Raw genomic sequence first — 20936 nt, 5'->3', positions numbered from 1 at the left:
AAAATCAGCCGCCGGTTCAAGGTTCTTCAGCTGCATGTGAGCGACACCGACGTTGTAGAGGATGAATGGATCACCCGGCTTATGCGCATTCGCAGCACACAGCAGTTCCAGCGCAAGGTCAAGGTCACCCAGGTCGGCCTGCAACGTGCCCTTGATGGCAAGCGCATCGCCACAACGTGGGGCAAGCTTTAGCGCCTTGTCGCAGTACAGCAGCGCTTCGTCGTGATTTCCCATCAGTTGGAATAGCGCGGCGCAGTTGACCAACAACTGCTCTGATTCGAATGTATTGGCAAGCGCCAGGTAAATGTCCAGAGCCTCATCGTATCGCTCGTCTTTCAAGGCCCGTTGAGCGCTGCTCAGTTTTCCGTCCACTGATTGCAAAAGCTGGTGTTGGTCGATGTTCATACGGCGCAAGAAGTCGAGCTGGCTAGTATGGCCTGTGACGGAATTGAAGGCGCGGCCGTGTTTTTTCAACAAGTCGAGCACCTCGTGACCGGAGATATACCTGCGGTCTTTGCGGGCCGCGGCTACCATGCGGTAGAGCTCGTTCAGGCAGTTGTCAGTATCAATGCAAAGCTGGTGCGCTACTCCTTGTACAATCAACTCAGCGGCGACACGTTGTTCCAGGCCATCCTCTTGAACGATGTTGATTGACCAAGAGTGGGGGATCGAATCGATCCGGCCCTGATCAAAACCGTGCTTTTTCAGCACGTAAGCGAACTCCCTGGACACAGTAATCTTGCTGGCCGAGCTTTCAGGCGAGGATTGCTGGTTTCGGAAATGTTGCAGATATCTCCAGAAGGTCCAGAGCTCTTTGTTGACGGTTGATCCAATGAGTAGCCTGTCATCTCCAATCTGGCCTTTGGCTAGAGGCACAGTCAGCGTTTCATTCTTCACCTGGCAAGTGATCTTGTGTTCCTTGAAAAGCAGGCAGAAATCGTCGTCCGTCTCGATCCCGACTGCCTCAAAGGTTGGATTTCCACAATGCTGCAGAAGAAAGAGCATGACGCAATGATCCTGATAGTCGAACCCATAGGAAGCATTGGCGCCGCCGGTTTTGCTTTTGCCGAAATAATGAGTCTTATTCACGCCGAGCACCTGTTGCGGCCGTTTCGCTATTGTTGCCTTTGAAGTTACCAGTGAATAGTAAAGAGTACAAATGTGCTCTTGGTGGGCGGCAGGCGAATTCGCCTGCAAAGGATGTGGGCATCGGATGTCACCAATGCCTGGATTGCTGGAAGCCAGTGAATTGCCCCGGGTTGATCAAGCATTTATGGCTGGAGGATGGTGGTATATGGCTATCACAAAATCCATGACGGCCTGCGTGAAGTTGATGAGGGCTGTGGCCGCCACCGAGTCGCTAGATTGATGCGTCTTGAAGGTCTGCATTTTCAGGCTGGGTATCGCCGGCGTCCAGGGAAGGGCGGAGGTAAACCAGCGGTCGCCTCACCCAACTTGTTAAAGCGCCAGTTTGATGTGGTCGAACCCAATAAGGTCTGGATCACCGACATCACCTACAATCTGAGGCATCACGAACAATCAACTTGTCCGTTTGATTTCTGACTACTAGGCAAGCGTCCAAGCGGGTGTGGAGCTCATGCAGTGGTCTGGCATCCTCGGATTGGGTTAAAGCTCAAATTCCCATCGCGTACCCAACACGCTACTCTCGCCCCAATCACTCATCCATTGACCGTCACAATGAGTCGCGGTCCGCATTGAATCAGGACGATGAACGACTATTCCTTCAAACTCGCGAACTACTGGCGCAACTCCCTGGCAGATGCTGAAAATGGTAATGGCGCCTTGTCTACGAGCCAGGTCGAAAAGCTCACCGCTTTACCCATCGAGACCTTATTCGCAGGCTGCGTGCCGGCAGAGCAGGTAAGTCTGTTATTTGCCAACGAACCCGCCGAACTGCCCTGTGTGAAAATCACTCTGCGGCCCTTCGTTTACAAGTCACGCTTGGAGCACCGCAAAGCTCGCAACGGTCTGCCAGCGTTCATCACGCCGGTTTTATGTCGGGTGTTAGTCGCCCGCGATGGTCGTCTTTATCCGACCTCGCAAACCATTATGCCCCGCGACATTCTGGAACCGCTCGACCGGGACAATTTTGCTATCGGTGCCCAAGTCGATTTGGATGCTTTTTTGTCCGTTGAAGACATGCCCCAGTTCGATCCACCTTCCAAGGGGGAGGAGCTTGGCGCAGGCGAGTACCGCGACAAGTGGAATACCTATCTGCAGTTCTGCACGAAAATGTTCCGCAAGGTCAGCGGCGGCTGGGAGGGGGCAGAGGATGGTTTTGACCTGGTTAACGTCTGCTATTTGTTCAAGGAAGACAAAGCTGACGGTTTCAGCCGCAATATCGTCAGCCTCTACGACCATTTGCGCGACAGCAAGCCTGACGCACCTCTGTTCGACCGCTTTGCTCAGCGCGATCCTGTTCCTGACGAAGTTTGCTTGCCTGCCAACAGCCAGTTTGCTGTGCGACTTGGCCATGCCGGGGACGAATATGCTTTGGCGCCCGCCCAACGTGATGGCTTGGCTCATCTGCTCGTTGCTAATGCGGGAGATGTGCTGGCCGTCAACGGGCCGCCTGGAACGGGTAAAACCACCTTGCTGCTGTCGGTCGTCGCTTCGCTTTGGGCCAAGGCCGCAGTGGATGGTGGCGAGCCGCCGGTGATCGTGGCCAGTTCCACCAACAACCAGGCCGTGACCAATATTATCAAGGCGTTCGGCAAGGACTTCTCGGAAGGCAGTGGCCCCTTTGCGGGACGCTGGTTGCCCGATATCAAAAGCTTCGGTGCTTACTTTCCCAAGTCTTCGGATGAAGCGGAGATGGCCCGCACCTACCAGACCAAAAGCTTTTTCACCGAGCTTGAGTCGCGGGCCTATCTGGAGAAGGCGCAGCAGGCCTATCTGGCCCGAGCGGCCATCGCCTTTCCCGATGATCCGAGCCCGAGCGTCCAAGGCACAGTCAACCAGCTCCAGTCTGCAATCCGCAGGCGCCAGCAGCAGCTCATCGATATCGAGCAGGCTTGGGCCAAGCTGGTCAGTGCCCGCGAAGCCATTCAGGCGCTGCTCGGCGATGATCCACAGGCAGGCATTGCGCGGCTTGATGCACAGTACGTCAACCAGGCCGAGCAGCTTGCGAACACGCAAGCACGTCTGAAGAGTTTCAAACACTACCTGGCCCATGAACCGCTGATCTATACGTTGTTTGGCTGGTTCGGGCCGATCGCTGGCAAACGTCTGCGCTTGGCGAAATTACAGCTCGATGAGACCAACATCGAACTGCAAAACGCCGCCAGTGTTAGTGAAATCGAAACCCAACTGGCGGCCGCCGCAGCTCAAGCCAGCATGGCCCAAAAAGTGCTCGAGGCCCAAATTCAGCGGGCCCGGCAATTACTGCAAGGTGAGCAACGTCAGGTGTTGAATTGGCAGGCTGTGATTGCCGTTATGTCGATCCCTGCCAATAGGTCTGCTGCTCAGGCGACTCTCAACGACTGCGACAGTTGGGCGGACACTTCGCTGCGTTTCGAAATCTTCCTGCTGACGACCCATTATTGGGAAGGCCGTTGGTTGATGGAGGTCGCAGAAAGCCTGCCGGAAATTCTCAAGAACCGTAATAAAACCGGTCGCAAGACGTTGGAGAAAAACTGGCGACGGTGGATGAAGCTCACGCCCTGTGTGGTAGCTACCTTCTTCAGGTTGCCCAGGGAGCTACACTGCAAGCGGCATGACGGCAATGGCTTCGTCGATGACTACGCACTGAGCTTCATCGATCTTCTGATCGTCGACGAAGCGGGACAAGTTCTTCCTGAAGTTGCTGCTGCGTCGTTTGCACTTGCCAAGCAAGCACTGGTGATCGGCGACACTCAGCAGATCGAACCCATCTGGTCGATTCCGACTGCAGTTGATATCGGCAATCTGATAAGCGCCGGCCTGTTATCGCGCGACAAGGTTGATGACGACTATGCCGTCTTCTGTGATAGCGGTCGTAGCGCAGCCAACGGCAGTGTCATGGCCATCGCCCAGGCGACCAGTCGATATCACTACGATCACGACCTCGCCCGAGGTATGTATCTGTATGAGCACCGTCGCTGCTACGACTCGATAATCGATTACTGCAATGCCCTTTGCTACAAGGGCAAGCTGCAACCGCGACGAGGGCCAAAGCCGGAAGGTGGCTTACCGGGGTTGGGCTATCTGCATATTGATGGCATGTGCCAGCAGAGCAATGGTGGGAGCCGCCATAACCTCTTGGAAGCGCAGACGATCGCAGCGTGGATTCAAGCAAATGAAGCCGAGCTGAAAAAGCGCTACGAGAAGGATCTATGGGAGATCCTCGGCGTGATCACCCCGTTCGGCGCACAGACGCAGGCAATCATTCAGGCCTGCAAAGCACTGGGCATCAGGACCGGTAAAGGCGACGGCGAGATGACTGTCGGCACGGTTCATTCCTTCCAGGGCGCTGAGCGGCCAGTGGTGATCTTCTCAGCGGTCTATTCCAAACATGGCGATGGCGAATTTATCGACCGCAAGGACAGCATGCTGAACGTGGCCGTTTCTCGGGCTAAGGACAGTTTTCTGGTGTTTGGCGACATGGACCTGTTCAGCCAGGTACCGATAAGCAAGCCACGGGGGCGTTTGGCCCGGTTTCTGTTGGCGGATTCGGCGAACGAGCTGACGTTCAATTATCAACCCCGGGAAGATTTACAAACGGCGCGCACCGGATTGAGCCACTTGCATGAAGTTGAAGAGCATGATCGGTTTTTGATGCAGACGCTGGAAACGGCTCGACAGCAGGTTCAGATCGTAACGCCCTGGGTGAGATTGCGATGGATGCAGGAAAGCGGTGCGTTGGACATCATGGGGAATACGGTACAGCGCGGTGTCCAGGTGGTGGTGTATACCGACCTGCGTTTCAACACTGATATCAAGAGTGCCAGGCCTGAGGGCAATCCTGAGAAACTCACCGAGTTCAAGGATGCCATTGCAGCGCTGAAAACGCGGGACATTCAGGTACGTGTGGTCAACAAGGTGCACAGCAAGATCGTTATGGCCGATGAGGAATTGCTGTGTGTCGGTTCGTTCAATTGGTTGAGTGCGCAGCGCTATGGCGACTACGTGCACCATGAAACTTCCATGGTCTATCGTGGCCCGGACGTGCGCGGCGAACTTGCAATCAACCGCACGAGCTTGATGCAACGGGTGACGTCTAGCGGGCTATAAGCAGCCGGAAGGCAACATCAGTTGAGGTCCGCTTTTGGTCCCTGCTGTGTGAAAACGTTCTAGTGCAGGTTTGATAGCCGGGAATTGGACGACAATCTGCTCCTACACATATCTCCGGCCTGCGATTGAGATAGAAAGCTCGGAGCGGACCTCACCAGAAAACCCAGAGTGCAAAAAACCGCCTACTCGCCTGAAAAGGCGTGTAGACGGTCAGTGAGCCTCAGTCAAACTGGGGCAGGGTGGGGTCAATGGGCAGGAACAGGGAAGTGAATCTCCTGTCCGCCGAGGTGATGATCCAGAGCTTTTTCGCCGCTCCAACGTCAACATCGTATTGCGAGAACAAGCTGGCGCCGGTCAGCACCGCCTGCTCGTTTTTCTGCCTGTCCGCCCCAGGTAATTCTCCCCAATCACCACAAAGATGACGGTCCAGATAGGGCGCTATGTCCAACAGACCTTGTTGAACGAGCGCCTCTACACCAAGGGTCATGACGACTTCACCGTGAGCAAAGAGCTCTCCAGGAATCCGCTTTTCAAGCGCCTCAGCTTCATACCTGAGCATGAGCTTCAGCACATGTTGTCCTGCTTCCGTACGGTCTACGACCAGACGCAGATCCAGTTGAGTCTGCACCGATCGCTCACCCGTAGAGGGAAAGCATTCGTGACTGAAGTCAAAGAACAACGGCTCATCATCCCACGCCTCTTGGATGACTGCATTGCGAGCTGCCTGATGTAACGCGGTCAGGCGATAGCCATGCTCGGCGATGTTCAGTGGTTTTGCTATGTAAACACTCTCATTCCAGGCCCTCGGAGTAAAAACGAGAGGCAGGTCGAGCAGTGCTTCTTGTTGCGGTGTGAGTGCATCGAGTTTCATAGGTCTCTCCAGAAAAGCCCAAAACGGAGAGACACTGCGCCCGGACGGGGAGTGTTCCCCGCATGGGAATAAATTGTGGTGTATCAGAGCAACGCGGACAGTGCCCACGTCTTGAAGCGTTTAAACCACAGGCCGTAGCTTACCGGTTGAATAGTAAAACCTTGGATCATAAAGCTATTTTTCAATGAAGAAGTCGTAGGCCATTTTTGCCCAGAAACCAACTACAGCAGTGACGATGATGCCAAACTGCCAGCGCACGTACTTGATTCTTGATCCGACCTCTGTGATGGACGCCTCTAGTTTGACACCTTGTAGTAGGAGGGCTGTCTCTTGTCCTTTGATTGCTGCTTGGAGTTCGACACCTTGGTCCTTCATTTCGGTGCCTTGCTTAGTAATTAAGGTGCTTAGTTCGCTTACTTGGTTTTTGAACTCTGTGCGAAGCTGTTGGCCTTGCTTTTCCATTGACATCCGGAATTCATGACCCTGTTTTTCTATGGCAAGCCGAAACTCGCTGCCTTGCTCCTTGATTTCAGCACGTAGCTCACTACTTTGCTTTTCCATGGCAAGCCGGAAGTCATTGCCCTGCTTTTCTATTGACGCGCGAAGTTCGTTACCTTGGTCTTTGATCTCAGCACGAAGCTCGCTGCTTTGCTCCTTCATTTCAGCGCGAAGCTCGATCCCCTGGGTAACTATCGCTTGGCTGAGCGCGTTTATCTGCTCGCCATGGGTTTTTACAGTGTCGCCAAGCTCTTTGATCGAGCCACGCAGCTCTCGACCCAGATCGACGGTTTTTTCAGTCAGCAGTTTTTCCGTTTGTTCCAGATCGGATTTCGTTGCTACGTTTCGCACTTCGGCCTCCCAAGCCTTTACGACGGCTTTGGCTTTTTCCGGTGGTACGCTGATGGCTGACAGCGCGTCAAATACAGCCATAGATATACTCATGGTGTCTCCTACTCAATGGATACGTGACAAGGAGACACCACCTGACGGTAGTCTCCGTCACGGTGGGGTGGGGCATTCGATCGGCGAGGGTGTCGACGACTGTTCGCGCTTCCGAATGCTGGGCGAACTAGGGATGATCAATGTGCTATCTGCACACCGTGGCCTCGAAGATCACGACCACTTGGGAAGGTGCTGCCAACGACAGCTAACCAGACCCAATCATCGATTCAAACTCACTGGGTGAGATAGTCAGCCGCTTCCGGTGGTGCTGTGGGAAATGGACAATTTAATTGTGCACAGATATACGCTCACCGGGCACCGTTACGCGGGGAGCAGAGGGCGCTGTTATCTATTGGAAAACTGCGTGATCTTTAACGCATTCCTAAAGAAAACAGTCGCCTCACAATTGACGCATGCTTTTCATTTTGGATGAGGCGCCTTTTCTGACAGCTGATCCTTCAGGGAAGCACTACATAATTAGGGGCACCATAAAATTGAGCGGCTGTAGAGCGGAATCGTTCGATGAGTTACCGGATCGATTTCGCAGGTTCACAGAGGAAAGTGGACTTCGACCGCTCAGTCATCACTGCCTATTGCACCTGAAAGCAATAGCCATAACAGGGAGAAAAACAAATGGACTTGAGTCCTGATACCACTGGCGATACAACCTACACGGTCCAGCTCAAACTCAGCGCGGAGCAATTGAAAAGCCATGGCTTTCTGTATGAGCTGGCCTGCCGTATGGAGGGCTGGGCAGGTGTCGAGATACTGAGTGTCCAGCGCAATGCCTATCGTGAAAATACATAGAGCCCAATGGACTATCGGGCTTGAGGACGAACGGCTCGTCAATGAGGCCGTTAAAAAACCATGGAATGGTGGAGGTACACGTGCACCCTTTGAATCTGGCAATCGCCTTTCAAGTTTTGGACAACATCAAAAATGGTCAGCTGCGCAGCTGCTTGGCTATGGGCTTCGAAGAGAAAGATCTGCAAACCCTGATTGATCCTTGCAGCATGGGGACTTTGGTGAACTCACCGGTTCCCTGGTTCAAGGTCGTCGTGGACAGCACCATTGTCCACCGCCTGTTGGCCCATGCCAGCATTACGGATGAAGAGGACACGATCCGTCGTGCGATCAGGTTGGGTGCAAGCACGCCCATGATCACTGAGTTGTTTGGTTTGCCCGCCAAAGAAGTCGCCGTCTGGCGCGACATGCTGGGGATTCCCCATCGAAAGGGGAGCTGGCCCCAGGTTCGCTCTGAAGAAGAGCACCTCCTGTGGAAGCACTGGGTCCGACTGACGAAAGAGCAGGGCACGAACGTGCGGGACCCACGATCCATCCTGAAGGTGACCATGTCGATGACCGAGTGCGAACCCACCTTGAGCCTGACCATGGTCTGGAACCTGGTCCAGCGTTGGATCGCCGACGGGCTGGTGTGAGGGCCTGAGGATTCGATAACCGTTACGGAAATTGCTGCAGGTCTGGTGAGAGGACCGTTACTCCCCCTCACCAGACTTGCAGCAAGAGCCGCCCAGTCTCACCGTCGCCACGACGCGCGCGAAGGCGATGGGAGGCGCGTGCGGCGGACGCTTACACCTGTGCGAGCTGATCGATGAAGGCACCCGCCGCCTTGCCAGCAAGGTGAAATGATTTGAATCCAACGCGCTCCTTGTAGAGAATCGCCACCTTTGTGCCGAAAGGAAGCGCGCGATGAAGTTCGAAGGGACTTTTCAATACATGGGCAATCACGGGATCGTCTTCAACGTCTCGCAGATCACCCTCACCGACAGTGAACGTGGACGCCTGCGCGAGCTGTATTTTGGCGAGGCAAAAAAAGCCCACTATGAGGTCAACAGCAAGGTCGTCGAGGTGTACGACAAGATGCTGGCCAAAAACCTGCCGTGCGTGATGATGATCGGCATCTCCAAGCCGTTGACCCGGCAACAGGGCGATGCTCTCAACGCCCAACGCACCACGATCGCCAACCTTGCCACCACTGCCTTCGCCGCCGCCGCCAAGGCTGTGGCCCCTTCTTACGTGGCGATACCTGTAGGGGCCGGTGTACGCAGGTATGTCAATGAAATCCTACCCACCTACCATGCGGGTGACGTACTGGTCAGCATCGAGGCACAGGTCAATGGCGGTATCGGCCCGCAACGCACCCTCTCGACATTAATCATCAAGACCTGACTGGAGAAGTACATGTCCGACATTACTCAATTGGTCATTGCCTTGGTGGTGTCCTTTCTGCTCGATCAATTCCTCAAACCGTATCTGCTGCGCAAGTGGCTAGGAGTGGTGTTGGTGGTGGCGGGTGCGGTTGGCTGCGTTGTTGCCGGTCAGACCCGCTTGTTGGGGTTTGATCTAGGGTTGCTGTCGGCTTTTGCCGTGGCGATGGGGATGGGATTGTTCATGAAGCGGCGGCGGTTCGAGCAGATGGATTGAAGGGATGATCGGGGGAATTGAGTGTGCAGTGGCACCTCTGGGGTTTGCCCTCGATTCAGATCTGATTTGTACGGCTGGGCCAGATGGAAAATGAACCTGACCATGGTCTGGAGCCTCGTCCAGCGTTGGATCGCCGACGGGCTGGTGTGAGGGCTTGTTGATTCGGTAACCGCCCCTTGAGGCGGTTACCGTTTTGGTAAGAAAAGCGCGCTCCCCTTACCAGACCACCTTCAGCAAACGCTGCCGCAGGTCCACTTCAGTCAGGCCTGAAACCCTTGAAGTTTTTCCTCCAACGCTGAGTCCACTCGGCGTTGCGCCAACTCAATCAGATGAACCATGCCCATGGCGACCTTGCGGTTTGAACCAGTGAGGTTGTCTGCATGATCGTAGGCCATGGCCGCGGCCGATTCGAGAATGGAACAGGCATCGACGAGGGCTTGCTCCCAAAGGTTTGGACTCGCGACGTTGCCGGGTCGAGAGGGTTTGGATGTGGAGGGCTGCGGAAAAATGTAGTGCGCCAATGCTCGATCGACGGCATCAGGGGTGAGGTCTAATGGGCTGGGTGTCGCCGGCGGGTTGGGTGTGGCTTTGAACATGATGGAGCTCCTGTGATGGGCTACCACCGCCTGCTGTCAAACAGGGAAGGGTGGCAGCTGTACGTAGGTTGACAGACCGGACACAGGTACCCGGCGCACCCGAAGATGCCCTGCGCACAGCCGCCATAACACGCACGACAGGCTCGCGCCTGCAATGGTGATTGGGGCGCTGCTTGCGCCTGTGAGTATCGGTCTGTCAAAACCGGTCACCGAATGGGCGGTGACGAAACGCAGACTAGCCACCGAAAATAACGGGCGCAAGCAGCTGGGATTTTCTAGGAAATCTCACTCGAGGGAAAGCGAGTCGTCTTGCTAGCGCTAACAAATCACGGCTAATGCGCGCCATACGGCCGCTCGTTCGACCTGGAGCACGCTGGCAATCGAAGTAGACGGTTCGAAGTTAGCGATACCACGGACAACGGGTGGTGGCCGTCATTCGAACCGGTTCAGTCACGGGTGTTTAATGATGTTCTGAAGGATGAGCGGGCCGCCCAGGCTTAGCAGCTTGCTGCCTTGTTCGATCATCCCTAGATTGATCGCTGCGAACCCAAGCTGTCCGACCAAATCGACGACATCGGTATTGGCATCGTGGTCACGTCCCCATAGAAACATCACTCTGCGCCCGCCATTTTCTTCAGGGTGTTTAGCTAGCAGCGCTGCTGGTAACTGATTGAAGGTTTTGACCACTCGTGCGCCGATAAACGCCGATGCCACTATGTCAGTCGACTCTCTATCGCCGAGCTCCTCCGGCGAAACCCCGTAGGTGTTCATTGCATCGATCACGACTCTGTTCTTCCAATCGGAAATTGTGAGCCCGATCTCTCGGTGCGCTTTGAACGGGATGGCGAGGATGACAATGTCGGCCTTGAGCGCTTCCTGGAGGGACTGCGCAATCATTGGCTTGCCCAGTTCCTGGGCAAGCGCTGTGAGAGTGTCCGGGCCACGGGTGTTGGCCAGTCCGAACTCGATACCATTTCGGGCAAATTGGCGTGCAAGGGCTGTTCCGAGTTTTCCGGAACCAATGATGGAATAAGTCATGGTGAGTTCCTCAAAAGATGGCTGCGAGTCGAGATGTCAGGCCGTAATGGCAGCAATGGCTCTTCGTGCTTGAGTAACGGCTTCTTCTTTCGCCTCGGGGCTGAACGCGACACCTTCTGCGCGAACGACGGTTGTGTCGGTGATGCCCAAAAAGCTCAAGAGTCCAATCAAGTAGCTCTCGTGATGCTCCAACGCGGCAGCAGGGTTTCCCGCTGAATAGACACCGCCACGAGCGGAGGCAATGAACGCTCGCTTGTTCTTTAGCAAGCCTTCGGGGCCGGTGGCGGTGTAGCGGAACGTTTTGCCGGCCACCGCAATCCGGTCAATCCAGGCTTTCAGAGGTGTAGGTATCGACAGGTTGTACATGGGCGCGCCAATCACAACGATATCGGCTCCCAGTAACTCATCCATGTAGGCGGTGCCTTTGAACAGATCGTCAATCAACACCTTGTCCTTGTTGTCGATACCCTGCCATGCCGCTAGGTGGGCTCCCGAAAGGTGCAATGCAGGGTCGTCTGCGAGATCACGATAAATCACGCGGAGCTCAGGTTGCAGCTTTACCAAACGAGCAACGATGTCAGAGGACAGGTTGCGGCTAACTGAATGAGTGCCCAGCAGGCTGGAATCAAGATGGAGGAGTTGCATGGTGACTGACCTTCGAGGTGTAGGGGGGAAGCGTTGAGAATGATCTGCCGCTGAGTTGGATCTGAAAAGACGGTATATTGAGATGTGAAGTATCTGTTTTTGGGATGGTTGGAGGCGTTATGCTCGACGGGGTGTCACTGGATCAGCTCAGAACATTTATCGCCGCAGTCGATGAGGGAAGCTTTTCCGCCGCGGCCAGGAAGCTCAATCGGGTGCAGTCAGCAGTGAGTGGATGGGTCGGCGGCCTGGAAAACCAAATTGGTGTTGTGCTGTTCGACCGCTCAGGTCGATTTCCCAAGCTCACTCCAGAAGGAGTGCTCTTGTTGGCGGATGCGCGGAGCATCGTGTCAGGCGTAGATACGTTGAAGGCCCGTGCAAAGCTCATGTCCTCGGGGATAGAACCGGAGTTGTCCGTGGTAATGGACGTGTTCTTCCCGACATCGTCGATAACAGCCGTCGCGAAAGAGTTTGCCATCCGGTTCCCGCTTACACCCTTGAAAATCTTCGTAGAGGCCTTGGGTGCGGCTTACCAGCCAATATTGGACGGACGTTGCAGCTTAGGCATTTTGGGGAGTCTGCCAGTCTCTTTCGCATCGCTATCCAGCGAGCGTATCGGCGAGGTCTCGCTCGTCATGGTTGCGGCTCATGACCACCCGCTGGCCTCTTGGGTTGGAAAAACTCCAAGGCATGAACTGGCGAAACACATTCAGCTCGTTCTGACTGATCGTTCTGATTTAATGATCGGGCAGGACTTCGGTGTGTTGTCACCGTTGACGTGGCGTCTGGCAGATCTATCAACCAAATACGCGTTTCTCAAGGATGGGGTTGGATGGGGCAGCATGCCGCTTCATATGGTTGAGCAAGACATCGCTGCTGGCAGACTGATTGTTCTTGATGTCGAAGGAATACCTAGGGAGGGCGTGAAGTTGGGAATATCCGCCGTGCATTCTGCAACGGCTCTTCCTGGACCTGCGGGCCGATGGCTGATCGACCGTATCAAAAAAGCTTGCGCTTAAGAGTAGTTGGAAAAGTAACGGGGGCTTACCCGGCCCCGCTGTTTTCGCTGATGAAATCCAGGCGCTGGCTCATCCACTGCCGAACGATTTCCCGAGCGGCCTGTTGTGCCTCGCCCGCCGATAGACCCCGCTCGTGCTGCAACCAGATGCTGGTCGCCTGCCGAGCGGGTTCAACCGCAGCCAAGGCCTGCTGACGCTGCTTTTTCGGCCAGGACTTGTCGTCGGTCCAGTCACGCACGTTCTGTTCGGGATCATCCGCCTTTGCAGCCGGCGCCTTGAGAAAGTCCCGGGGAGACACCGTAGCCCGCAGCGCCATCAAGTGCCAGTCGGCATAGCTGGCAAAGCGGATGGTGCCGGCATTCCCGCTCGCCGTAGACAGCGCCGCGTCAAAGCTGCTGCTCAGTTGCTTCCAGGGACCTTGTTCAAACAGGTTGCCCTGGGGCGCGCAGATCGGGGCAAAGGTGTCACGGGTAGAACCGTAGAGCGAGCCGAAGGCGTCATAGGCAGCCTCACCCTGGCGCGAGAAAACAAAGCAGTGCACATAGGCGCGCTGGTCGGCGAAGAATGCGTATTGTGCCCGTTCGATCATCATGCGCAGCAGCGTCAACTCGACCCGGTCGCGACTCACTGACTGATCATTCTCAATGTCGCTAAACACCGAGCGCGCAAAGTCATCGTCAGCCAGGGCCTTGAGTACCTGCTGGCGACTCGCGTCGGCTTCCTCTTGCGTCACCCCACTGACCGGCTCAAAACGATGCAGATAAACCCGCCAGGCCGCGGCTAACTCACTGCTCGGATAACGCCTCAGCCCTTGCGCCGCCTCGGTCGGGTGGTAGGGAATGCTGGCGATGGTCGCGTCCAGAGCCGCTGTGTCAGGCTGGGTCAGCGTACCCACCTCGACCACCCGCTGGCTCAGCAGCGGTTGCAGGCAGGCAGCCAGTTTGTCTGGTTCAGCGGCGCAGGCGTTGCGCGCTTTCAACCAGGTACGCTGGCCAGTGCGCAAGGCGTCGCGCTGATCAGGCGCCAGCTTGGTGATTGCCCGGTTGTAGTGTGCACCAAGGGTGCTGTCCAGCTCGCTCAATTCGGGACTGGCACAGATAGCTCGTTCCACCGGTGTCGAGGCTTTCTGGCAATCGAAGGACGCCGCCACGGCAGGCGTGCCCACATTCAGCAGCAGTCCGACAATCATCAATATTGAACGCAGAGGGGGTACGGGGCGGGCCATGGTGTTCCTTGGGTGGGTTCCTTTCCAAGTGAACATTGTGCCAAGACCGCTGATTCCACGTCTATCGACCCTGGTGTTCATGATGGCGCGACGCCGACCCAGTAAGCGAATGGCAAACACGCCTACGCAAGACGGGATACCCGGACGCATACCTCCTATGGCCTATACGAGCCGGATAATCGGAAATCCGTCTTCTACCCCAGGTGCGCCTTTGAGTAGCAGCTCTGTAAATACCTCATTGGTACACTGGCCCCATAGCGCAAATTTTGTGGCCGACATTCCATCACCTTCACGAACGTAAGTCGGATCTGCGCCTGCGCGGAGTAATAGCAGGGCTATTTCACTTCCCTTCTTTTTCCCTGCGGAACAAGCATTCATCAGGGGTGTAAGCCCAGAATGTCCTAGCTGATCTAATGGAGCCCCTACTTCAATCAAAAATTTCACAGCCGGAATCCGGAGGTGGTCCACGGCAGCGTTCATTGCGCCATCAAGGGATGCGCCGGCCTGGATAAGAAATTTCATTTCCTTGATCTGGCCATTACGGGCCGCGGCTTTTATTGCTGTTTCCCCATGCTTGTTCATCACATTAATCTGGGCGCCGCGCTCCAAAAGCAGCTTGACCAGAGAGAGCCGGCCAGATCCGCATGCACTAATGATCGGGAAACTATCACCGTCGCCTTTTGCAGCGCTTGCGCCGAGATCTAGAGCTTGTAGAACTAAAGCCTCGTTCCCGTAGTGGGCTGCCATGTTGACGATACCAGCGGCGTCGTCTGCAAAGTCGTAATCTGGCCCCAAAATCGGAAGAATCTCTTCAATTTTTCCGTCTCGGGTGGCTTGGCTGAGAAGCTGCTTTTGCTGATAACTCATCCTTATCTCCAAAGCGCTACCAGTATTACTGGCTATAGCGCGTGTCCCTTGTGTCAAAGCGCCATACTAGCCACTTATAAGTTACGTATCCATGGTGGACGGTCGCTAGTAGCTTTGGGCTTTCGATCAGCGCGGAGCTACCATGGTCCACGAGCACCGCGTGTAGCCAGCGTCTGAGAGTACTAATCCGCAAGGTATGTTTGTAGTGGTTTAACTGAGTCGAACATTGCATTGGTTTTTATGTCCCTGAGCTCCAGGCTCGAATGAGCGGGAAGCGAGGCTTTCCGCTCATTCGCAGAGTTCGGTCAGTTGCTGGCGCTGACCGTTTGCTCATTCAGCACCGAGTCCATTCTCAGTTGTGCCAACTCAATCAAATGCATCACGCCCATCGCCACCTTGCGGTTCGCACCGGTTTGGTTGTCGGCGTTTTCATAAGCGGTGGCTGCAGCGGATTGCAGAATCGAGTAGACGTCGGCGAGGGCGTCTTCCTGATTCCTGGGTTCATTCAGGTGATCATGCAGTACGGTGACAGAGGCCGGTTTCGGGCGCGCGTCTGGACCGAGGTTGTAGTGAGACAAGGCCCGGTCGGCGATGCGAGGATCGATGGATTCAACGTTGGAGAAAACAGGCGGATTGGGGGTGGGCTTGAACATAGAGTGGTTACTCCCGATCTGTTGAGGGAGCCGTCACATTCGCGACTAAACGAAGAGGTGGCAGCCGTGCGCAGGTTAGTCGACCGGTGATCAGGAAACCCGGCGCACCGAAGTGCCCTGCGCACGGCCACCATAAAACGGAGGCTGAAAAAAAGCGCCTCGTAGAAGGTGGCGCTGTGCGCCTGATCAAACTGGCGGGCGACTAAACCCGGTCACTGAATTGGCAGTGACGGATCGAAGACTAGCCGCGAGATCAGGCGCAAACAAGCGGTCAGGATTTTCTAGGAAATTTCACTCGATGGAAAGCGAGTTGTCTTGCTGGCCATGGCATATCACTGCGGAAAAGCGTTCGCTCAACGGCCCGTCGAACCCTGAAAAAGCTCCCCACCGTCCACCCCGCGCCAACTTCACACCTGAAGGTCACCGTGAGCTCTCGAGCGGCGGCGATTCCTGCTGAAAAACACCCACTTTTTTTGCGAATTCCCCTACGCATATGTCTCGTATCCATCTGCGAAGCTGAGGGCCTGCAGGCCAGTAACGGCTGCGGGTTCTTTGAAACGCTGTGCTGATCTTCGTGGCGGATGAAGCAGCAGACGGGCTACCAGTGACGTATGACTATGGAGAGATTTACGTGGCAGACATGGACAGTAGAGCAGCCGGTAGCATCGCAGGTGTCGTCATCAGTTTTGCTCCCATCAAGGCCTACGGTTTCATCAAAGGGGAGGACGGCGAGCAGTACTTTTTCCACCTTGATGACGTCGAAGGTCGAGCGCCTCTGGTGACCGGGCAGAACGTCACGTTCATGCCGACACCTTCTGCCAAGGGCTCGAAGGCAAAACGTGTGGTTCCTGGACCTGGCCCGACAGACATTTATGTTGAACCCTACGATTTCGTCTGGTCCAAAGCCGGCCCACCGAAAGGTATGAAGAGGGTGTTGATCACGGGTAAAGGCTGGAGCGAATCCAGTGACCTCAGCGACGCCCGCCAACTGCTGATCGAGACCGCCAGGCTGTGGGGGGCGAACGCTGTGTTACATGTCACCCAGTCCAGGTACACGGAAGAAGAGGGCGGCTCCAACTACAAATACACGGTGCACCGGTTCGACGCCGAGTTGGCTGTCGTGAAGGTAATCAAAACCACCTCTGACCCTAAGCTCATTGCGGCCTCGCAGGCACAGATGCAGACGTTGAAGGACTGGTGGGCACGATGCAAAGCACAACACAACAGCGAAGGGGACGGGCCTTCTGCCGCCCGTCGTGGATCGTCCTATCGGCTGGGCTTCTGTCTGGGGCGGTTCTCTGGCCGCTACCAGAGGGCTGAGGATGACTGCATGGACTGGCTACAGGACAAGGGCGTACCCACGGTTCTGGCCGACGTCTTGAAAATGTCAGTGAGGCTGATCTTTCTCGGCTGTTTCTTGTATTTGGCGTTTTGGATAGTGCCTTTGATTCTTGGGCTCTTGGTGCTGATGGGCATTCTGAGAAAGGATCCCGACTGCGGCGCAGAGAGAGTGGACTCTGATGTGGAAGAGCTTTGACCTGATCCGCCATCGATCGATTCGACCACGCAACGGTAAGAAACCTGCTGAATCATGGTCCGCGAGGGTGATGCCACTTCAACAGCTTCTCCATTAAAAGGCCAATCTGTCTGTGTTTGCCGAAAAGCCCTACAGGCGCTTCTGCGGATCATCTGCAAAGCTGGTCCGAACAATCGCACCTTTGAACTGTGCGAAGAATGGAATCTCAAAAGCAGAGGTCAGCAGCATGGCAGACGACAGCAAGAATCAAGGACCCTCATACCGCTTGGGCTTCTCGCTGGGGCGGCTCTCTGGCCGCTACCTGAGGTCTGAGGATACAGTCATGGGGTGGTTAAAGGACAAAGGTGTGCCCGCCGTTCTGGCGGGCATCCTGAAATGGTCGGTGAGGTTGGTTTTTGTAGGTTGTTTCTTGTATTTGGCTTTTTGGATGTCCCTGTTAATCGTTGGACTTTTGGCGCTCCAGGGACTTCGGAGAGAAGAGTCAGACTGTGGCGGAGAGATAGTAGATTATGATGTGGAAGAGCTCTGTCCTGATCCCCATGCACCTAAATATATTCATGACCCGAGGTTTGATCGTGACTTGTAGGAGTCATTTCTTTGTCTTTTTCTTTGGCATCGTATTTTTTTGAATGCTCCCTATCATTATGTCCCCACCCTTGCCCCCCTGTTGTTGGGCTCCACTGGTTCCACCTACCAACCCTTGGATAATTGGTCCAGCGTGTATGCCTGCCCAAGCCAAGGCAGTCATCCAGAACGTTGGCAATATAATGAACAGGGCCGCCATCACATAATTCAGCAGCATGTCGGCCTGCATGTTGTGCAAGCCCATCAACGGCTCCAGATTCGAGTAGGGCGAGTTTTGGCCGTACAGGGCGTCGAGGATGGTGGAATCGATCCAGCGCGCAAGCTGAAACCAAAAGTCCACGAAGATCATCGCGAACTGCACGATTGAAACCGTGACGGCGGCCTTCAGGTCGTAGGTGCTGAAAATCAGCACCAGTGGTATGCAGATCACCAGCGCCATCTTCAGCGCCGCCATCACCATGGGCAGCGCCTGGCGCACAACGTCCATCGCCGGGAAGTACGCAGCCGTTCCCATCGATAAGCCAATGGTGCCCACCGCTCGACTCAAGTCGTTGTAAATGGAGCTTTGCACCTGGCCGCCATAGTCAGAGTAGAGCTGCCCTTGGGTCATGTGCTGGCTACTCGGCGACACCAGTTGCCGAATGACCGCATCGTTCACTTCATCCTGGGGCATGGAGCTGGCCCACCGCACAAAGCGATCCAGCAGCGTGACGTCTACCTGAGACAGTAGCCGTGCTCGCAGCCCCTGGTCACTGTCGGCCCACCACTGATTACAGGTCGGGTAACCGCCGCCATGACTGACCTCGGCCAATCCCATGTCTCGCACCGGATCGTAGGGCCACTCAGCTCGTGGGGTCTTGGAGTGGTAGGTGTCGTAGTACCCGGACTGCTGGTTGAAGTATCGGGAGCCGATCCAGTTGATGTCATTGGTTTGTTCGTCACTCAGCGTGGGGCGGCTCATAAACAGCTTGGCCCGGGAGTAGCCGTAGCAGTCGTTGGTGAAGTCAGCGACTTCTTGGGCGAGCACTGGGTCGTGCAGCCGGGTGGTGTTGACCTGCATGCGCATCTGCCGCAGATCCGTCCCGCACGGAATGGCCGCCACTGCGGCGCCGGTCACCGCCTTGGACATTGAGTGCACGAACCACCACCACACCGGCACGCGGGCGCTCTGGTTGTTCAGGGAGGTGAAGGAGCGCCCCCAGCCGGTGTCCTCGGGCATCGGCACCTGGTACTGGCATTGCTGTGAACGGCTGTCATCGAACTGCAGGGTCGTGAGGTTGAGCTCCATGAAGGGCACGCCCGCAAACATGATCACGGCGGTGGCCAGCCAGAGGCGGTTCTCGATACGGGTGGCGGCCAGCAGGCCCTTGTTGCCTTCATCGGCGCCTTCATCACGGGCCTTGAGCCATTCCTGAAGCAGGATCGCAAAGAACGGCAGGGCGAAGAGCCCTGAGTCCATCAGCACGTCCCAAATGCCGTTGCCGACGAGCCAGCCCACCAGGGTAAGGTAGTACTCCAGATAGTCGTTGGTGTAGAGGGTCATATCAGCCTCCTAGCTGCGTGTAGGCGCGGGATAGCTCCATCAGGACAAAGGCCAGCACGACGGCGATTTCAGCTTTGCGCCATTGTGGGCTTGGGCCCGGCCCACGCTCGAGCAGACGTGCGCGGTACTTGAGCCACCCCAGCAGGGCGACGCTGTAGAGCGCCATGCGCCATGCAAAGAAATACCAGTAGGTGTGGGCTCTCCAGGTCTGCCAGGCCGGTAACCCCTGCATCACGTACACGCCGCCCAGGTTGAAGGCTGCGGCGATGACGATGACCAACAAGGCGACAGCGATGGGACCCCAGATGCCCAGGCTTTTGAGGCGGGAAGAAGAGTGCGTGCTCATGGCTGCGTCCTCCGACGGCTGTTGACGTCCTTCTCCACGCTCTCAAGGCGGTTGGTGTCCGGGTCGCCCTCGTAGATGGTTCGGGAGTTGTCCTTGCGCTCGGTGTGGCGGGCGATGATGGCAGCGGGGGAGTTGCTGGTCAGGGCGCGGCGCAGTTCCAGCTCGGTCCGCAGGTTGGTAATTTCCTGTTGCAGGGACTCTCGCTCCTGGTTCACCGCCGCCGTGGCGATCTCGTTGGCGGCGACGTTGGGTTCCTTTTTGCCGGCCAGCAGTGCACGTTGCAGCAGCAGGGCTTTCTCCAGCACGCTGGTGACCGCGATCTCCGACGCCAGGCGCTGGGCCAACAGCTCCTGGTCAGGTTCATCGCGCAGCGCGGTGATGACGCCCCGGGTGATGGGCATCGAGCTGCTGCCGGCGGCGGCGAGGTTCTCCAGGCTGGGCGGTTGGGTACCGGCAATCAGCGCTTGCAGCGACTGGAGTTTGCTTTCGTACTCCTCCTGAATCATCGGCGTCAGGCCCACACCCGCCGTGGTGGTGCTCTTGGTGCAGTTTTCGCAGGTCTGCTGTTCCACTTCACCCAGGACACGGTTGGCGAACGTGGCGGCCTCATCGGGTGAGCGCCAGACACCGCAGAGCATCCCGTTGTTGCAGTCGACCGGTGCAATGGTTCCCGTCTCTGTAGCGCCGCGACCGTTGAGGAGGTTGTAGCCGGCCTTGGTGACGGTGTTGACCACCCGGATCGGTGGCTGGCCCTGGCCACCGGCTTTGTCACCACCCACCCAGGGAATGCCGGTATTGCCCTTGTCCGACTCGGCCTGGGCCGTCACCGCGACGGCATCGCTTTTCTGGCCCATGGCTTCCTTGAGGGCCTGGCCTTCGGCAAGTGAGCCCCAGCCGCTCTGGCTGCCGGCCACATTGATCATGCGCTCGGCCAGGGCGCGGCAAGTGCTCTTGGAACGATCGAAGTCCAGACGTGCTTGCAGGATGCCGTTGGTGAGCAGGTTGTACAGGGCCGGGTCTGCCCGCTGGATGATTAGCGCTGGCAAGGATGCCACGGCACCTGTGGCGTTCTGAATCAAACTGCCCATGATGCTTTGAAAGCCATCGGTGAGTCCGTTGAGTTGGTTGTGCAGGGTGGTGGACAGGTCCATGTTTCCGCACATGAGGTTGCTGTTCCAGCCGACACCTACGCCGATACTGCGCATGTTGCCGGCACGTCCCATGGAGACCGCATTACCACCGCCAATGCGGTACAGCACATCGTCACCGATGACGCTGCCGGTGCTGCTGAAACTGGGGGACGCTGCGAAGGTGAGGGGGCTCGATAGGGCCGTGAGTAGGATCAGCCAGGGGGCGGCTGAAGAAGGATAAAACGCTGACATCCGAGTCATAGGC

19 protein-coding genes and 1 pseudogene are annotated in these 20936 nt (G+C 56.3%); 8 read left to right on the top strand and 12 right to left on the bottom strand.

Annotated features, from left to right (window positions below):
• The coding region (locus M5C01_RS21755) for a hypothetical protein (protein WP_248764392.1) at window positions 1-1089 on the bottom strand (1089 nt) is incomplete at its 3' end.
• A gap of 167 nt (window positions 1090-1256) precedes the next feature.
• Here M5C01_RS21755 and M5C01_RS21750 point away from each other — a divergent pair.
• Together M5C01_RS21750 and M5C01_RS21745 are read left to right on the top strand one after the other, a co-directional pair.
• A pseudogene (locus M5C01_RS21750) lies at window positions 1257-1536 on the top strand (IS3 family transposase); the annotation flags it as partial.
• Between the two features lie 192 nt (window positions 1537-1728).
• A complete protein-coding gene (locus M5C01_RS21745) occupies window positions 1729-5232 on the top strand; it encodes an AAA domain-containing protein (protein WP_152740712.1) in 3504 nt (1167 codons plus the stop codon).
• A 220-nt stretch (window positions 5233-5452) separates the two neighbouring features.
• Here the strand turns inward: M5C01_RS21745 and M5C01_RS21740 are convergent, their stop codons facing one another.
• The gene (locus M5C01_RS21740) at window positions 5453-6103 is read right to left on the bottom strand and encodes a hypothetical protein (RefSeq protein WP_248764391.1); all 651 of its coding nucleotides are present in this window, start codon (window positions 6101-6103) and stop codon (window positions 5453-5455) included.
• Between the two features lie 174 nt (window positions 6104-6277).
• Window positions 6278-7045 (bottom strand): hypothetical protein, encoded by a 768-nt coding sequence (locus tag M5C01_RS21735; RefSeq protein ID WP_152740713.1) that lies wholly within the window; start codon window positions 7043-7045, stop codon window positions 6278-6280.
• Window positions 7046-7678: 633 nt separating this feature from the next.
• On the opposite strand from M5C01_RS21735, the gene M5C01_RS21730 reads away from it, so the two are divergent.
• From M5C01_RS21730 to M5C01_RS21715, 4 genes are all read left to right on the top strand, one after another.
• A complete protein-coding gene (locus M5C01_RS21730) occupies window positions 7679-7852 on the top strand; it encodes a hypothetical protein (RefSeq protein WP_178129929.1) in 174 nt (57 codons plus the stop codon).
• Between the two features lie 80 nt (window positions 7853-7932).
• A complete protein-coding gene (locus M5C01_RS21725) occupies window positions 7933-8484 on the top strand; it encodes a DUF2857 domain-containing protein (protein WP_178129930.1) in 552 nt (183 codons plus the stop codon).
• A gap of 271 nt (window positions 8485-8755) precedes the next feature.
• The gene (locus tag M5C01_RS21720; protein WP_152740714.1) at window positions 8756-9235 is read left to right on the top strand and encodes a hypothetical protein; all 480 of its coding nucleotides are present in this window, start codon (window positions 8756-8758) and stop codon (window positions 9233-9235) included.
• Window positions 9236-9247: 12 nt separating this feature from the next.
• Window positions 9248-9490 carry a hypothetical protein gene (locus tag M5C01_RS21715; RefSeq protein ID WP_152740715.1) on the top strand — a complete coding sequence of 81 codons (243 nt, stop codon included), beginning with the start codon at window positions 9248-9250 and terminating at the stop codon, window positions 9488-9490.
• Window positions 9491-9750: 260 nt separating this feature from the next.
• Here the strand turns inward: M5C01_RS21715 and M5C01_RS21710 are convergent, their stop codons facing one another.
• The 3 genes from M5C01_RS21710 to M5C01_RS21700 form a co-directional block, all read right to left on the bottom strand.
• Window positions 9751-10086: a hypothetical protein gene (locus M5C01_RS21710; protein ID WP_152740716.1), complete on the bottom strand. Its 336-nt coding sequence runs from the start codon at window positions 10084-10086 to the stop codon at window positions 9751-9753.
• 450 nt (window positions 10087-10536) lie between these two features.
• A complete protein-coding gene (locus tag M5C01_RS21705) occupies window positions 10537-11124 on the bottom strand; it encodes an NADPH-dependent F420 reductase (protein ID WP_152740717.1) in 588 nt (195 codons plus the stop codon).
• A gap of 36 nt (window positions 11125-11160) precedes the next feature.
• Window positions 11161-11769 (bottom strand): NAD(P)H-dependent oxidoreductase, encoded by a 609-nt coding sequence (locus tag M5C01_RS21700; protein WP_152740718.1) that lies wholly within the window; start codon window positions 11767-11769, stop codon window positions 11161-11163.
• Between the two features lie 119 nt (window positions 11770-11888).
• Here M5C01_RS21700 and M5C01_RS21695 point away from each other — a divergent pair, with 119 nt between their 5' ends.
• A complete protein-coding gene (locus tag M5C01_RS21695) occupies window positions 11889-12785 on the top strand; it encodes a LysR family transcriptional regulator (protein WP_152740719.1) in 897 nt (298 codons plus the stop codon).
• Between the two features lie 25 nt (window positions 12786-12810).
• On the opposite strand, the gene M5C01_RS21690 is transcribed toward M5C01_RS21695, so the two are convergent.
• From M5C01_RS21690 to M5C01_RS21680, 3 genes are all read right to left on the bottom strand, one after another.
• Complete coding sequence (locus M5C01_RS21690) at window positions 12811-14010, bottom strand: lysozyme inhibitor LprI family protein (RefSeq protein ID WP_152740720.1); 1200 nt, start codon at window positions 14008-14010, stop codon at window positions 12811-12813.
• Window positions 14011-14172: 162 nt separating this feature from the next.
• Window positions 14173-14877, bottom strand: coding sequence for an ankyrin repeat domain-containing protein (locus tag M5C01_RS21685; RefSeq protein WP_152740721.1), 705 nt, complete (start codon window positions 14875-14877; stop codon window positions 14173-14175).
• A gap of 305 nt (window positions 14878-15182) precedes the next feature.
• On the bottom strand, window positions 15183-15530 hold the full coding sequence (locus tag M5C01_RS21680) for a hypothetical protein (RefSeq protein WP_152740722.1): 348 nt from the start codon (window positions 15528-15530) through the stop codon (window positions 15183-15185).
• Between the two features lie 562 nt (window positions 15531-16092).
• On the opposite strand from M5C01_RS21680, the gene M5C01_RS21675 reads away from it, so the two are divergent.
• The gene (locus tag M5C01_RS21675) at window positions 16093-17067 is read left to right on the top strand and encodes a DUF3742 family protein (protein ID WP_152740723.1); all 975 of its coding nucleotides are present in this window, start codon (window positions 16093-16095) and stop codon (window positions 17065-17067) included.
• A 589-nt stretch (window positions 17068-17656) separates the two neighbouring features.
• Here M5C01_RS21675 and M5C01_RS21670 read toward each other — a convergent pair.
• Genes M5C01_RS21670 through M5C01_RS21660 form a run of 3 tightly spaced genes read right to left on the bottom strand, consistent with a single transcriptional unit; the run spans window position 17657 to window position 20932 of the window.
• The gene (locus tag M5C01_RS21670; protein ID WP_152740725.1) at window positions 17657-19195 is read right to left on the bottom strand and encodes a conjugal transfer protein TraG N-terminal domain-containing protein; all 1539 of its coding nucleotides are present in this window, start codon (window positions 19193-19195) and stop codon (window positions 17657-17659) included.
• Window position 19196: 1 nt separating this feature from the next.
• Window positions 19197-19541, bottom strand: a complete 345-nt coding sequence (locus M5C01_RS21665) for a hypothetical protein (RefSeq protein WP_152740726.1) — start codon at window positions 19539-19541, stop codon at window positions 19197-19199.
• Window positions 19538-20932: an integrating conjugative element protein gene (locus M5C01_RS21660; RefSeq protein ID WP_152740727.1), complete on the bottom strand. Its 1395-nt coding sequence runs from the start codon at window positions 20930-20932 to the stop codon at window positions 19538-19540. Before M5C01_RS21660 ends, M5C01_RS21665 begins: the two co-directional genes overlap by 4 nt.
• Window positions 20933-20936 lie beyond the last annotated feature (4 nt).

It is taken from the genome of Pseudomonas sp. MWU12-2319 (assembly GCF_023242525.1).
GTDB lineage: Bacteria > Pseudomonadota > Gammaproteobacteria > Pseudomonadales > Pseudomonadaceae > Aquipseudomonas > Aquipseudomonas gingeri_D.
This window is presented reverse-complemented; position numbering and strand designations above follow the sequence as displayed.